The 14,012-nt window shown below is 67.6% G+C and carries 14 protein-coding genes; 2 read left to right on the top strand and 12 right to left on the bottom strand.

All coding sequences use genetic code 11. The features are described from left to right. Nucleotides 1-36: 36 nt before the first annotated feature. From ACTWQO_RS16540 to ACTWQO_RS16525, 4 genes are all read right to left on the bottom strand, one after another. The gene (locus ACTWQO_RS16540; RefSeq protein ID WP_030053355.1) at nt 37-408 is read right to left on the bottom strand and encodes an FKBP-type peptidyl-prolyl cis-trans isomerase; all 372 of its coding nucleotides are present in this window, start codon (nt 406-408) and stop codon (nt 37-39) included. A gap of 61 nt (nt 409-469) precedes the next feature. Further along, nucleotides 470-1,474, bottom strand: coding sequence for an FKBP-type peptidyl-prolyl cis-trans isomerase (locus ACTWQO_RS16535; RefSeq protein ID WP_443238073.1), 1,005 nt, complete (start codon nt 1,472-1,474; stop codon nt 470-472). A gap of 128 nt (nt 1,475-1,602) precedes the next feature. After that, nucleotides 1,603-2,964, bottom strand: a complete 1,362-nt coding sequence (pafA, locus tag ACTWQO_RS16530; protein WP_028801611.1) for a Pup--protein ligase — start codon at nt 2,962-2,964, stop codon at nt 1,603-1,605. Nucleotides 2,965-2,973: 9 nt separating this feature from the next. Continuing rightward, nucleotides 2,974-4,233 (bottom strand): MFS transporter, encoded by a 1,260-nt coding sequence (locus tag ACTWQO_RS16525; RefSeq protein ID WP_443238072.1) that lies wholly within the window; start codon nt 4,231-4,233, stop codon nt 2,974-2,976. A 108-nt stretch (nt 4,234-4,341) separates the two neighbouring features. On the opposite strand from ACTWQO_RS16525, the gene ACTWQO_RS16520 reads away from it, so the two are divergent. Next, the gene (locus ACTWQO_RS16520; protein WP_443238071.1) at nt 4,342-5,361 is read left to right on the top strand and encodes a LacI family DNA-binding transcriptional regulator; all 1,020 of its coding nucleotides are present in this window, start codon (nt 4,342-4,344) and stop codon (nt 5,359-5,361) included. Nucleotides 5,362-5,442: 81 nt separating this feature from the next. On the opposite strand, the gene prcA is transcribed toward ACTWQO_RS16520, so the two are convergent. The 6 genes from prcA to arc all read right to left on the bottom strand — a co-directional run bounded on the left by prcA (nt 5,443) and on the right by arc (nt 11,417). After that, on the bottom strand, nt 5,443-6,189 hold the full coding sequence (gene prcA / locus ACTWQO_RS16515; protein ID WP_443238070.1) for a proteasome subunit alpha: 747 nt from the start codon (nt 6,187-6,189) through the stop codon (nt 5,443-5,445). Nucleotides 6,190-6,248: 59 nt separating this feature from the next. Further along, a complete protein-coding gene (gene prcB, locus ACTWQO_RS16510) occupies nt 6,249-7,094 on the bottom strand; it encodes a proteasome subunit beta (protein ID WP_443238069.1) in 846 nt (281 codons plus the stop codon). Continuing rightward, nucleotides 7,046-7,222, bottom strand: coding sequence for an endonuclease domain-containing protein (locus ACTWQO_RS16505; RefSeq protein WP_266836051.1), 177 nt, complete (start codon nt 7,220-7,222; stop codon nt 7,046-7,048). Before ACTWQO_RS16505 ends, prcB begins: the two co-directional genes overlap by 49 nt. A gap of 308 nt (nt 7,223-7,530) precedes the next feature. Continuing rightward, on the bottom strand, nt 7,531-7,749 hold the full coding sequence (locus tag ACTWQO_RS16500; RefSeq protein ID WP_301978539.1) for a ubiquitin-like protein Pup: 219 nt from the start codon (nt 7,747-7,749) through the stop codon (nt 7,531-7,533). Between the two features lie 155 nt (nt 7,750-7,904). Beyond that, nucleotides 7,905-9,416, bottom strand: coding sequence for a depupylase/deamidase Dop (gene dop / locus ACTWQO_RS16495; RefSeq protein WP_443238068.1), 1,512 nt, complete (start codon nt 9,414-9,416; stop codon nt 7,905-7,907). Nucleotides 9,417-9,650: 234 nt separating this feature from the next. Beyond that, nucleotides 9,651-11,417 carry a proteasome ATPase gene (arc, locus tag ACTWQO_RS16490; protein WP_443238067.1) on the bottom strand — a complete coding sequence of 589 codons (1,767 nt, stop codon included), beginning with the start codon at nt 11,415-11,417 and terminating at the stop codon, nt 9,651-9,653. 503 nt (nt 11,418-11,920) lie between these two features. On the opposite strand from arc, the gene ACTWQO_RS16485 reads away from it, so the two are divergent. After that, on the top strand, nt 11,921-12,226 hold the full coding sequence (locus ACTWQO_RS16485) for a ferredoxin (protein WP_443238066.1): 306 nt from the start codon (nt 11,921-11,923) through the stop codon (nt 12,224-12,226). A gap of 53 nt (nt 12,227-12,279) precedes the next feature. On the opposite strand, the gene ACTWQO_RS16480 is transcribed toward ACTWQO_RS16485, so the two are convergent. Then, entirely contained in the window at nt 12,280-12,858 is a 579-nt protein-coding gene (locus ACTWQO_RS16480) for a hypothetical protein (RefSeq protein WP_443238065.1), read from the bottom strand. Nucleotides 12,859-13,090: 232 nt separating this feature from the next. After that, the gene (locus ACTWQO_RS16475; protein ID WP_443238064.1) at nt 13,091-13,993 is read right to left on the bottom strand and encodes a tRNA (adenine-N1)-methyltransferase; all 903 of its coding nucleotides are present in this window, start codon (nt 13,991-13,993) and stop codon (nt 13,091-13,093) included. Between the last annotated feature and the right edge of the window lie 19 nt (nt 13,994-14,012).

Here is a 14,012-nt window from a genome sequence, read left to right as displayed (position 1 = left end):
ATGGACCCCAGGTGATCGGGTGTGGTCGTACGTCGATCAGACCCCGAGGAGGTCGACCACGAAGATCAGCGTCTCACCGGGCTTGATCGCCGGGGTGGGGCTCTGGTTGCCGTAGGCGAGGTGGGCCGGGATGGTCAGCTGACGCCGGCCGCCGACCTTCATGCCCTGCACGCCCTGGTCCCAGCCCTTGATGACCCGGCCGCCGCCCAGCGGGAAACGGAAGGGCGTGCCACGGTTCCAGCTGGCGTCGAACTCCTCGCCGGTGCTGAAGGCGACACCCACGTAGTGGACGGTGACGGTCTGACCCGCCTGCGCCACTGCGCCGTCGCCCTCCCAGATGTCCTTGATCTCCAGGTCCGCCGGGGGCTCGCCGCCCGGGAAGTCGATCTCGGGCTTGTCGATGCTCACGTCTCTAGCTCCTGCTTGTCTGCGGAAAGGCGAACGGTCACAGTCTTACATCTCGGCAACGTCACATCTTCGCCAGGATGTCGACCGAGAAGACCAGCGTGGCGCCCTTCTCGATACCGCTGCCGGCCGGCGGGTTGTCGCCGTACCCCAGGTCCGGCGGGATGACGATCAGTACCCGGCTGCCGACCTTCTTGCCCGTCAGGCCCTGCGCCCAGCCCTTGACGACCTGCTGCAGCGAGAACGACGTGAGCGACTTGCGGCTGTACGTCGAGTCGAACTCCTTGCCGCCGTCCCACACCACGCCCTTGTACTGCACCAGCACGGTGTCCTGGGCGGCGACCTCGGCGCCGTCGCCCTCGATGACGTAGTTCGCCACCAGCTTCTTCGGCGCATCGGACTTGGGCACCTGAATGGAGGGCGCCTTGCCGTCCGTGTTGGCGCCCACCTTGGGCAGGTCGATGTTGTCCTGCGCGACCGTGCCGCCCTTGGCGGAGCTCTTCCCGTTGAACGTGGCCTGCACATCGACGACGAACACCAGCGTGTCGGTGCCCTTGATGCCCGCCTGCGCGTTGCCCTGCTTGCCGTACCCCCACGTCGGGGGAACCGCCATCTGCACGCGGCTCCCGGCCTTCTTGCCGGCCAGCGCATACCGCCAGCCGTCGATGATGCTGTTCGGGGCGAGTTGAATGAGCAGCGGCGTCTTGCGGTCGTAGGAGTTGTCGAAGACCTTCGCCGTGTCCCAGACCTGACCCAGGTAGTGGGCCTGGACGTAGTCGTTCTCCGCGACGGTCTGGCCGCTGCCCGCGATGAGCGTCTTCACCGCGAGGTCCTTCGACGGGTCCCCGCTGCCCTTGGCGACGGTCGGCTTCTCGCCGAACTTCGTGCCCGCCGTGATCGCCGGCAGCGGACCGTCGACAAGCTTCGGTGGCGGCGCCTGGGACGGCGCCGAGGCCGACGGTGACGCGCTGTCCGAGCCCTGGGCCGAGTCGGCCCCGTCGTCGTCGCCGCATCCGGCGAGCGTGACCAGTCCAGCGGGAACAGCGATGAGGAGTGAGCGTCGGCGCACGGTGGGGGCCTCGTAATCGGTCGATCTTGTTGATGGCGTGCGCGCAACTCTACGGCGTGAGAAGGGCGCCGTACGCAAAACGTACGGCGCCCGCGTTGCGTTCCGGCGATCAAGCCGAAACGCGATGCTCACATTCCAGCGATGAGCTTCTCCACCCGGTCGTCCACGGAACGGAACGGGTCCTTGCACAACACCGTGCGCTGTGCCTGGTCATTGAGCTTCAGGTGTACCCAGTCCACCGTGAAGTCACGGCGCTGTTCCTGAGCCCTGCGGATGAAGTCACCGCGCAGCCGCGCCCGAGTGGTCTGCGGCGGAACCGACTTGCCCTCGAAGATCTTCAAGTCATTGCAGATCCGGGCGGCTTGACCCTTTTTCTCCAGCAGGTAGTAAAGACCCCGCCTGCGATGGATGTCGTGGTAGGCGAGGTCTATCTGCGCCACGCGCGGATGCGACATGGTCATGTTGTGCTTGGCGCGGTACCGCTCGATGAGCTTGTACTTCATCACCCAGTCGATCTCGGTCCCGATCCGGTCGAGGTCCTCGGCCTCGATCGCGTCCAGGGTGCGGCCCCACAGCTCCAGGACCTGCTCCACGGTGCCGGTACGGATCCCCCGGCGCTCGCAGAAGTCCACGGCCTTCTCGTAGTACTCGCGCTGCACTTCCAGCGCCGAGGCCTCACGCCCGCTGGCCAGACGCACTTTGCGCCGGCCCGTGATGTCATGGCTGACCTCGCGGATCGCCCGGATCGGGTTCTCCAGGGTCAGGTCCCGCATCACCGTGCCCGCCTCGATCATGCGCAGCACCAGGTCGGTCGCGCCGACCTTCAGCAGCATGGTCGTCTCGGACATGTTCGAGTCGCCCACGATGACATGCAGGCGGCGGTAGCGCTCGGCGTCCGCGTGCGGTTCGTCGCGGGTGTTGATGATGGGCCGGGAACGCGTCGTCGCCGAGGACACGCCCTCCCAGATGTGCTCGGCCCGCTGGCTGACGCAGTACACGGCGCCACGCGGGGTCTGCAACACCTTGCCCGCACCGCACAGCAGCTGGCGGGTGACAAGGAACGGAATGAGAATGTCCGCGAGCCGGGAGAACTCCCCGTGCCGCGCCACCAGATAGTTCTCGTGGCAGCCGTAGGAGTTGCCTGCCGAGTCGGTGTTGTTCTTGAAGAGGTAGACGTCGCCCGCGATTCCTTCCTCGTGCAGGCGTCGTTCGGCGTCCACCAGGAGTCCTTCGAGAATGCGCTCGCCGGCCTTGTCGTGGGTGACCAGCTCGGTCACGTTGTCACATTCGGGTGTCGCGTATTCCGGATGTGAGCCCACGTCGAGATAGAGGCGGGCGCCGTTTCGCAGAAAGACATTGCTGCTGCGGCCCCATGACACGACACGGCGGAAGAGGTACCGCGCCACCTCGTCGGGAGACAGGCGCCGCTGTCCCCTGAACGTACACGTGACGCCGTACTCGTTCTCCAGCCCGAAAATGCGGCGGTCCATGAGTGAACATTACGCCCGATCCCCTGAGCTGAAACGGGGTTCGACCGCACGGTTGCGATCATTTTCCGATGCGGCCGCCACCACGGCCCGCCCACCGGGCGCCGCCAGCACCCGCACCGTGACCAGCACAACCAGCAGCGACACCCCACCCGCGGCACCCGGCACGGCAAAGCCCCACAGCGCCCCACCGCCCTCGACGACCGGACCCGTGAGGCCCGTTCCGACCGACGCCCCCACCGTGAACGTCGTCACCAGCCACGAGAACGCCTCCGTGACCGTCCCCCTCGGCGCATGCCGGTCCACGAGCACGAACGCACACGCGATGCACGGCGCGAGGAACACCCCGGACAGCACGCTGAGCAACGTCATGGCGACCGCGCCCGGCATGAACATCAGCGGCAGATAACACACCGCCAGAAGAGCCACCAGCCCACACAGTCGCCGCGCCGGTTCACCGGTCCACTGCCGCGCCCCGTACGCGGTGCCGCCGACCAGCGCACCCAGCCCCAGCCCCGCCATCAGCCAGCCGTACACCGCGTCACCGCCGTTGTCGTCCGCGTACGACACGGCCGCCACCGTGATGGAACCCAGCGCGATACCGACGAACAGAAACGCACCCAGCAGCGCCAGCAGTCCGGGCGAACGCAACGCACCCAGCCAGTGCGCCTCACGCGGCGCCGAACGCCACGCACGCGAAGGCGGCGACACGACCACGGACAGCGCTCCGAGGACCCCGATGACGTTCACCACCAGCAGCGCTGTCTGCGCCGACCACAGCGCCACACACACGGTCACCAGCAACGGGCCCACGGTGAACATGACTTCCTGCGCGACCGCGTCCATGGCGTACGCCGTGTGCACCTGGCCCTCCTTACGGAGGACACTCGGCCACAGCGCCCGCAGACCGCCCTCCAGAGGCGGCGTGAAGAGCCCGGCAGCCGCCACGGCCGCATAGGCGAGCGGCAGCGGGTCGGTGCCCGTGAACGCGAACACCGCCATCGCCAGCGCCGACAGCACCGCGGCCGGCAGCTGTATGCGCGGCTGCCCGTACAGGTCCACCAGCCGCCCCAGCACCGGCTGCCCCACCGCGTTCGCGACCCCGTACACGGCCGCCAGCGCCCCCGCGAGGCTGTACGTGCCGCCCTCCGCGCGCACGAACAGCACGATCGCGATCGCGCAGGTCGCGTTCGGCAGCCGGCCCACGAGCGTGCCGACGAGCAGCCGGGTGGCATGCCTCGCCCTGAGGATCTCCAGGTATCCCACGGCCATGTCCCGCCCTTCCGCTCGCCGAACCCATTGAAGTGTTACGTATAACGCCCCCAGTCATACGTACCATGTGCGCTGTCCACCAGTCCAGACGAAAGAGCAGGTCGCACGGTGGCACAAGGCAGCACCCGCCCCACCAGCCGCGACGTCGCCCAGGCCGCCGGAGTCTCCCAGGCCGCCGTCTCCCTCGTCCTCGGCGACAAATGGCGCGGCCGGGTCTCGGAAACCACCGCCGAGCGCGTACGACAAGCCGCACGGGACCTCGGCTACCGCCCCAACCTCGCCGCCCGCAACCTCCGCCTCGGCCACACCCGCACCGTCCTGCTCGTGGTCCCCGCACTGACGACCGAATTCTTCGCCGGCGTCTACACCGGAGCAGCCCGCATCGCCGCCGAACATGGCTTCGGCGTCGTCCTCTACCCCTCCCCCGAAGGCATCGGCCCCGCCCGCGACCCCTTCGCCTCCGCCCAGGCCGCCCTCGACGGCGTCATCGCCTCCTCCATGGCCGCCGACGCCCTCACCGCCATCCGCGGCGACCAACTCCCCCTCGTCATGCTCGACAGCGACCCGCACGGCAGCCTCGGCGCCGCCACCGTCAACCTCGACATCACCGACGGCGTGCGCCAGGTCGCCGAACACCTCCTCGGCCTCGGCCACCGCCGCTTCCTCCACCTCGCGGCAGACATCCCCTCCTGGACCTTCGAAGTACGCGCACGCGAACTGGCCGCACGAGTCGGCGAGGTCCCCGGCACATCCGTACGCACGGCCCACGCACCCATCTCCATCGACGGCGCGCGCAGCGCCGCCGAGACCGCGCTCTCCGCCCCCAGCGCCCCCCGGCCCACCGCACTGGTCTGCGACGACGACAAACTCGCCGCCGGCGCCTACAAAGCCGTACGCCGCCTCGGCCTGCGCATCCCCGACGACATCTCCGTCACCGGCCTCGACGACCTCGCCCTCGCCACCGCCATCGACCCCGAGCTGACGACCGTACGCCTGGACGCGGAACTGTTCGGCGAACGCGGCATGCAGGCGCTGCTGGCGGTCCTGGACGGCCGCACACCGGACGCGGGCGACATCCCCGTCGAACTCGTCGTCCGAGGCTCCACAGCGCCGCCCAGCGCCCGCTGACACGCCTGTGCCCCGTCCGCGCGAAAGCGGCCGGGGCACACAAGGCAAGGCAGGGCGAGCAGCGGGCCTACATCGGTTGACCTACTCCTCGTCCTCGGAGCTCTCGGCCTCCGCCGCGGTCTCCGCACCATCCGCCTCCAGCAGCCGGCCCAGCTGTGGACCCGTGATCCGCTTGAACTTCCGCGCCTGCGGGCGCGTACGGTCCAGCACCGCGACCTCCAGCCGCTCCGCGGGAATCTCGCGCTGCGTACCGTTGGTGTCCCGGGACAGCGCCTGCACGGCCAGCTTCAGCGCCTCCGCCAGAGTCATACCGTCCTGGTGACGCTGATCGAGATAACTACTGATCTGCTCCGCGTTACCGCCGACCGCGACCGAACCATGCTCGTCCACGATCGAACCGTCATGCGGCAACCGGTAAATCTGATCGCCCTCCGGCGTCTCCCCCACCTCGGCGACGACCAACTCCACCTCGTACGGCTTCTCGGCCGCACTGGAGAAGATCGTGCCCAGCGTCTGGGCGTACACGTTCGCCAGGCCACGAGCGGTCACGTCATCACGGTCATAGGTGTAACCACGCAGGTCGGCGTACCGGACGCCGCCGATCCTGAGGTTCTCGTACTCGTTGTACTTACCGGCCGCCGCGAAGCCGATCCGGTCATAGATCTCGCTGAACTTGTGCAGCGCGCGGGACGGATTCTCCCCGATGAACACGATGCCATCGGCATACTGCAACACGACCAGGCTGCGGCCACGCGCGATGCCCTTCCGGGCGAACTCCGCACGGTCGGTCATCGCCTGCTGAGGTGAGACATAGAACGGCGTCGACACCGGCTACCCATCCCTTTCTGTCGAAGTCACTGGATCACCTTGCAACAAGAGGCCGCCGTCTACAGCAGCGCGGCCCGCGGGCCGTCCGGCTGCTCCAGACGCCGCTCCAGAATCGAGCGGGCGATCTCGGAGGACTCGTCCTCCGTCAGCCGACGGAAGCCGTCCTCGGTGATCACGGTGACGATCGGGTAGATCCGGCGCGCTACATCGGGACCACCGGTCGCCGAGTCGTCGTCTGCCGCGTCGTACAGGGCCTGTACCACAAGGGTCGTGGCCTCGCCCTCGGTCAGATCGCTCCGGAAGAGCTTCTTCATGGCGCCACGCGCAAAGATCGAACCCGAACCGGTGGCAGCGAAGCCGTGCTCCTCGGAACGGCCGCCAGTGACGTCGTACGAGAAGATCCGCCCCTTGCCGCGATCCACGTCGTAACCAGCGAAGAGCGGCACCACAGCCAGCCCCTGCATGGCCATACCGAGGTTGGACCGGATCATGGTCGACAGGCGGTTCGCCTTGCCCTCCAGCGAGAGCTGCGCGCCTTCGACCTTCTCGAAGTGCTCCAGCTCCAGCTGGAACAGCTTGACCATCTCGACGGCGAGGCCGGCCGTACCGGCGATACCCACGGCCGAGTACTCATCCGCCGGGAACACCTTCTCGATGTCCCGCTGCGCGATGACGTTACCCATGGTGGCCCGACGGTCACCGGCGAGCACCACGCCCCCGGGGAACGAGGCGGCGACGATCGTCGTGCCGTGCGGCGCCTCGATCACGCCCTGCGTGGGTGGCAGTTGCCGGTTACCGGGCAGGATGTCCGGCTGATGCTCGGACAGAAAGTCCATGAAGGACGACGACCCAGGCGTCAGGAAGGCAGCCGGTAGACGCCCGGTGCTACGAGTGTTGGCTTCCACGAGGATCCTTCCAAGTAAGCGGCAGCCCGACGAACTGCGTCGGGATCATCTCCCAACTTGCCGATGGCCGAATTGCAGTTGAAGCACAGTACGCCACGGACCCTACCCGTCTCGTGGCAGTGATCCACATGTACGGCCGGAGCTTTCAGGTAGATCACACAGAGCCCGACAGGCCGTCCGAAGCAACCGCGTGCCGTTCGCTCCTGGGCTTGACCTCGTCACACCCCCAGCAGTGTTTGTGCCCCTCGGGCACATCCACTCGACGGACCCTCTTGCCCTGAGCCTCCCGGCCCCGCCTGTAGGCCCCTGCCCCGCATTCGCGGCAGCGGCCCTGAAGCCCGTCCAGCCTCGACCGGCTAGCCGCGAATGCGGTGGTAGGAAGCGTCCGCTGGCATACCGAGCACCTCTTCTCGGCACCCAAATCGGACACTAACGGTCACTCCCCACCTTTCTGAACAAATGACCGCACAAAGTCCTCGGCGTTCTCTTCGAGCACATCATCGATTTCATCGAGGACGGAGTCCACGTCATCGCTCAGCTTCTCTTGACGCTCCTTGAGATCTTCCGAAGCTTGCGACTCTGCCGCCTGCTCCTCGACCTCCTCGGTGGAGCGCGTTGCCTTCTGCTGGCCGCCGCCGGTGTCCTTGGTCGCCATAACCCTCACCCCGCTCGGTTCGACGTTCTTGATCAGACCCTACAAGCAGGGTCCGACATCGGCCCCGCAGTTCCCTCAACGTCCGGGGACCACCTCGATGATTCCCGGACGCCGGGATTTCCACCCTGCCGGGCCGTTTCTGCCCCGGTGTTCGTTCAGCCGCCGGAGAGGACCCTGACCAGGTCTTCTGCCGTGCGGCAACGGTCCAGGAGTTCCTTGACGTGATTACGCGTTCCGCGAAGCGGTTCCAGGGTTGGGACGCGTTGCAACGAGTCCCGCCCGGGAAGGTCGAAGATCACGGAGTCCCAGGAGGCCGCGGCGACGTCGTCCGCGTACTGCTCCAGGCATCGGCCGCGGAAGTACGCCCGGGTGTCCTCCGGCGGCTTGGTACGGGCCCGCTCGATGTCCGGCTCGTCCAGGAGGCGCTTCATGCGGCCACGGGCGACGAGGCGGTTGTAGAGGCCCTTCTCCTCTCGTACGTCGGCGTACTGGAGGTCGACCAGATGCAGCCTCGCGGCGTCCCAGTCCAGGTTGTCACGGCGCCGGTAGCCCTCCATGAGTTCTCGCTTGGCGACCCAGTCGAGTTCGCCGGCGAGGCTCATGGGGTCGTTCTCGAGCCGGTTGAGGGTGTCTTCCCAGCGGCCGAGGACGTCCTTGGTCTGGTCGTCGGCGTCGGCGCCGTAGCGCTCCTCCACGTATTTGCGGGAGAGCTCGTAGTACTCCATTTGCAGCTGGACCGCGGTGAGCGTGCGGCCGCTGCGGAGCGTGACCAGGCGCTTGAGGGTGGGGTCGTGGGAGACCTGGTGGAGGGTGCGGACGGGCTGGTCGACGGCGAGGTCCACGGCGATGAAGCCGTCCTCGATCATCGACAGCACCAAGGATGTCGTGCCGAGCTTCAGGTACGTGGAGATCTCGGCGAGGTTCGCGTCGCCGATGATCACGTGGAGTCGGCGGTATTTTTCCGCGTCCGCGTGGGGCTCGTCGCGGGTGTTGATGATCGGGCGCTTCAGAGTCGTCTCCAGGCCTACCTCGACTTCGAAGTAGTCCGCCCGCTGGCTGAGCTGAAAGCCGTGTTCGTGTCCGTCCTGGCCGATGCCGACGCGGCCCGCTCCGGCGAAGACCTGACGGGAGACGAAGAAGGGCGTGAGGTGGCGCACGATGTCCGAGAAGGGGGTTTCCCGCTTCATCAGGTAGTTCTCGTGGGTGCCGTAGGAGGCGCCTTTGTTGTCGGTGTTGTTCTTGTACAGGTGAATGGGCTGGGCGCCGGGGAGCTGGGCGGCTCGTTCCGCGGCTTCGGCCATGATGCGTTCGCCGGCCTTGTCCCAGAGGACGGCGTCCCGGGGGTTGGTGACCTCGGGGGCGCTGTATTCGGGGTGTGCGTGGTCGACGTAGAGGCGTGCGCCGTTGGTGAGGATGACGTTGGCCAGGCCGATGTCCTCGTCGGTGAGCTGGCTGGCGTCGGCGGCCTCGCGGGCGAGGTCGAAGCCTCGCGCGTCCCGCAGCGGGTTCTCCTCCTCGAAGTCCCATCGGGCCCGCCGGGCCCGGTGCATCGCCGCCGCGTAGGCGTTGACGATCTGGGATGAGGTGAGCATGGCATTGGCGTTGGGGTGGCCGGGGACGGAGATCCCGTACTCCGTCTCGATGCCCATTACTCGCCGTACGGTCATGCGGCCCTCCTTGCCCGGCGGCGTCCTCGGTCGGGGACGCTGCTCAAGTACCGCTGGCGCTCCGGTGCGTGTGCGGTGCCCGTCCCCGCACTGCGCGACTCGGCGGTACGGAAGAGCCTAGAACGCCTTTGCGCTGGTGGGGAGATCATTTGCGTCATTGCCTTGCTCCAGCCGTGGCCTGAAAAGCAGTCGGCTGCGGGTACCCGGTGAGGGCACCCGCAGCCGCCCTGTCTTTTACAGGTACTGACCGGTGTTCGCCACCGTGTCGATGGAGCGTCCGGTGTCGGCGCCCTGCTTTCCGGTGATGAGGGTACGGATGTAGACGATCCGTTCGCCCTTCTTTCCGGAGATTCGGGCCCAGTCGTCCGGGTTGGTGGTGTTGGGCAGGTCTTCGTTCTCCTTGAACTCGTCCACGCAGGCCTGGAGGAGGTGGGCGACGCGGAGGCCCTTCTGCTTGTGCTCGAGGAAGTCCTTGATCGCCATCTTCTTGGCGCGTCCGACGATGTTTTCGATCATGGCGCCGGAGTTGAAGTCCTTGAAGTAGAGGACTTCCTTGTCTCCGTTGGCGTAGGTGACCTCGAGGAAGCGGTTTTCCTCGGTTTCGGCGTACATCTGCTCGACCGCGGTCTGGATCATGCCCTGGACCGTCGAGGACTTGTCGCCGCCGTGCTCGCCGACGTCCTCGGGGTGCAGCGGGAGGCGTTCGGTGAGGTACTTGGCGAAGATGTCCTTGGCGGCTTCGGCGTCCGGACGCTCGATCTTGATCTTCACATCGAGGCGGCCGGGGCGCAGGATCGCGGGGTCGATCATGTCCTCGCGGTTGGAGGCGCCGATGACCACGACGTTCTGCAGGCCTTCTACACCGTCGATCTCGGCGAGCAGCTGGGGGACGATGGTGTTTTCCACGTCCGAGCTGACGCCGGAGCCGCGGGTGCGGAAGAGGGATTCCATCTCGTCGAAGAAGACGATGACGGGGGTGCCCTCGCTGGCCTTCTCACGGGCACGCTGGAAGACGAGGCGGATCTGCCGCTCGGTCTCGCCGACGTACTTGTTGAGGAGCTCGGGGCCCTTGATGTTGAGGAAGAAGCTCTTGCCGGTGGCCTGGCCGGTGACTTCGGCGACCTTCTTGGCCAGCGAATTGGCGACGGCCTTGGCGATGAGTGTCTTGCCGCATCCGGGGGGCCCGTACAGCAGGACGCCCTTGGGCGGCCGCAGTTCGTGCTCCTTGAACAGGTCGGGGTAGAGGTAAGGGAGCTCGACGGCGTCGCGGATCATCTCGATCTGGCCGCCCAGACCGCCGATCTGGTCGTAGCCGATGTCGGGAACCTCTTCGAGGACGAGTTCCTCGACCTCGCTCTTCGGAACGATCTCGTAGACGTAGCCGGACCGGGGTTCGAGGAGCAGGGCGTCGCCGGGACGGATGTTGACGTCCAGCAGCGGCTCGGCGAGCCGTACGACCCGTTCCTCGTCGGTGTGCCCGAGTACCAGGGCGCGTTCGCCGTCCTCGAGGATTTCCTTGAGGGTGACGATGTCACCGACGCGCTCGTACGTCATGGCTTCGACCACGTTGAGCGCTTCGTTGAGCATGACTTCCTGGCCGCGCCTGAGGTCGTCGAGTTCGACGCTCGGGCTGACGTTCACGCGGAGTTTGCGGCCGCCGGTGAAGATGTCGGCGGTGCCGTCCTCGTTCGCCGTGAGGAAGACTCCGAAGCCGGCCGGCGGCTGTGCGAGCCGGTCGACTTCTTCCTTGAGGGCCACGATCTGGTCGCGGGCCTCACGGAGCGTGTTGGCGAGCCGCTCGTTCTGTGCGGACACGCCGGCCAGATTGGTCTGCAGCTCGACGATCCGCTCTTCGAGAATCCTCGTGTGCCGCGGAGAGTCGGCGAGCTTGCGTCGCAGGACGGCGATCTCCTGCTCAAGGTAGGCAATCTGCCCGGCCGGGTCGTCGGACCCTCGTCCCGGGCGGATGCCGCGGTTCATGTCGTCGTCGTGGGCTGCCACGGTCCTCACCTCCTCCAAGGGGAGCTGGACGCTTCCAGACCCTACCTGGGTGGGTGTCGATTGAAACCCCTAGATCACAAAGACTGTCAAGGTGTGTCGTCGGTCACCCTGCGCTCTCCCTCACGCCGTGTGGATACCCAGTCAACGTGATTCAGAAGCGGCCTGTTCCAAGGGTGGAGTGGTCAAAATCCTCCGCGCCGGGCGCGAGTTGCCCCGGTCGTCGGTCGTCGGAGGGCTTGCGGCGCCTGGGCGGTGCGGTGCTGCGGCGGTCGCGTCGGGTCTGGGTGCGGGTCGGCGGCGGTGTCGCGGGCGTTGACTCAGCGTGGCGATGGCGGGTGTCTGGAGTCACATGGGAGACGGCTCGGAGAGATCGTGTTCGCCCTGAGAGATCGGGGTCTGGGGCGGCTGTCGAGCGGGGCTGGACCTCGCCTGGACCGAGGTCGTACTTCGGGCGGAGGTAGGGTCGAAGGGTCCAACACCGGGCGCAGGAGACGGCGGGAGAGATGAGCGTGCAGCAGGAGGCCGGGGTCGACAGTGAGGCTCTGGAGGTCTGGATCGACCAGGATCTCTGTACCGGCGACGGTATCTGCGCCCAGTATGCGCCTGAGGTGTTCGAGTTGGACATCGACGGTCTGGCCTATGTGAAGGGCTCGGGCGACGAGCTGCTGCAGGCCAAGGGCGCCACAACACCCGTACCGCTGCCGCTTCTCACGGATGTGGTCGACTCGGCGCGGGAGTGTCCGGGCGAGTGCATCCATGTGCGTCGGGTGACGGACCGGGTGGAGGTCTTCGGTCCCGGCGCGGAGTGACGGCGCGGGTGCGTTGCGTCACCGGCGTGTGATGGTCCGGGCTTCCGCGGGGTTCAGACGCTGCGGGCTGCGGAGGGCTTGGAGCGCTCGAACGTCCCGTTCTTCCACTGCCATTTCGCGCTGTCCTTGACGTCGGGGCAGCAACGGGGCACGTCGGACGACGAGTAGCCGAGCAGGGTGCCGAGGACGGCGCCGTCCTGTACGGCGATGTCGCTGACGATGGTGCGGTCCTTGGGGTCGACGAGCGTGGCCACGACGCGCGGCTTGCCGGTGTCGGCGGCGGTGGTGAGGACGTACAGGCCGTCGGGCGGGGTGCCCATGGGGGCGTCGCAGTGCACGACGGCAATGGTTTCGGGGCTGCCGTCGCCGTCGAGGTCTCCGGAGGCCTTCTTCACCACGACGGCCTTGACGGGGCCGCATTCGATCGGGAAGTCGACGTCGGCGGGGTCGGGCGCGGGTGCGGTCGCCTGGGCGGTCTTGGAGTCCCGGCCGGCGGCCTGGGCGGCGGTGGCCGCGTCGGGCTGGAGGATCGAGGAGAGGGCGACGACGCCGGCGAGGGCGGTCGCGGTGGCGAGCCAGTGGATCGGGCGGGTGTGCGTGTGCGCGAGTTCCGGGACGGCGGATTGCTGCACTAGGAGTGTCTCCTGTGAGGGCTGTGCCGGTGGGGGTGGCCAGCATGGTGCCACACGTCACAGTGCGGGGGAACGGCGGGGGTGGGCAGATGTTGTGCCGTTGGCCGTCTGTTGTGCTCTTGGCCGCCGCGTCCTGTCCCGGTGTCAACGGAAAGGCGTCGTGGCCGAGTTCCGGGGTGTTCCCGGGAACTCGGCCACGTTGTCTGCACGTTGATTGCGGCACAGGGCCGCCCTAGCGCCCGGCGCCTCCGTCGGCGTTGGGGCCGGCGTAGTCCTCGCCGTAGGCGCCCTTGGCGGGGCGGCGGCGGCGCATGGGGGGCTCGACGCCGTCGGCGAGGCGGCGGGCGGTGAGCAGGAAGCCGGTGTGGCCGATCATGCGGTGGTCGGGGCGGACGGCGAGGCCCTCGACGTGCCAGTTGCGGATCATCGTCTCCCAGGATGTCGGCTCGTTGAAGCAGCCGATCTCGCGGATGGACTCGACGGTCCGGGCTAGCTGGGTGGTGGTGGCGACGTAGCAGCAGAGGATGCCGCCGGGGACGAGGGCCTTGGAGACGGCTTCCAGGCATTCCCAGGGGGCGAGCATGTCGAGGATGACGCGGTCGACGTCGGTGTCGCTGAGGTTGTCCTGGAGGTCGCCGACGGTGAGCTGCCAGGCGGGGTGGGGGCCGCCGAAGTAGCGCTCCACGTTCTGCCGGGCGATGTCGGCGAAGTCCTCGCGGCGCTCGTAGCTGTGCAGCATGCCCTGGTCGCCGATAGCGCGCAGCAGGAAGCTGCTGAGCGAGCCGGAGCCCACGCCCGCTTCCACGACGCGTGCGCCGGGGAAGATGTCGGCGAAGGACAGGATCTGCCCCGCGTCCTTGGGGTAGACCACGGCGGCGCCGCGGGGCATGGACAGGACGTAGTCGGGGAGCAGGGGGCGCAGCGCGAGGTAGGCGACGTTCCCGGTGGTGCGGACGACGCTGCCTTCGGGAGCACCGATCAGTTCGTCGTGCGGGAAGGAACCCTTGTGGGTGTGGAAGTTCTTCCCGGCTTCGAGCGTGAACGTGTAGTGACGGCCCTTGGGATCGGTCAGCTGTACCTGGTCCCCGACCTTGAAGGGCCCGCGTCGGCGGGCGGCACCGGTCGGTTCGGACATGTGACCAGCCTACCGGCGT

Source organism: Streptomyces sp. 4N124 (assembly GCF_052245395.1).
Classification (GTDB): domain Bacteria; phylum Actinomycetota; class Actinomycetes; order Streptomycetales; family Streptomycetaceae; genus Streptomyces.
This window is presented reverse-complemented; position numbering and strand designations above follow the sequence as displayed.

Bases quoted from the DNA above. Each gene is read 5' to 3' on its own strand.
- pafA (WP_028801611.1), bottom strand. From the start codon at position 2,964: ATGGACCGCCGCATTTTCGGGCTGGAGAACGAGTACGGCGTCACGTGT.
- ACTWQO_RS16525 (WP_443238072.1), bottom strand. From the start codon at position 4,233: ATGGCCGTGGGATACCTGGAGATCCTCAGGGCGAGGCATGCCACCCGG.
- ACTWQO_RS16500 (WP_301978539.1), bottom strand. From the start codon at position 7,749: ATGGCGACCAAGGACACCGGCGGCGGCCAGCAGAAGGCAACGCGCTCC.
- dop (WP_443238068.1), bottom strand. From the start codon at position 9,416: ATGACCGTACGGCGAGTAATGGGCATCGAGACGGAGTACGGGATCTCC.
- ACTWQO_RS16485 (WP_443238066.1), top strand. From the start codon at position 11,921: ATGAGCGTGCAGCAGGAGGCCGGGGTCGACAGTGAGGCTCTGGAGGTC.
- ACTWQO_RS16475 (WP_443238064.1), bottom strand. From the start codon at position 13,993: ATGTCCGAACCGACCGGTGCCGCCCGCCGACGCGGGCCCTTCAAGGTC.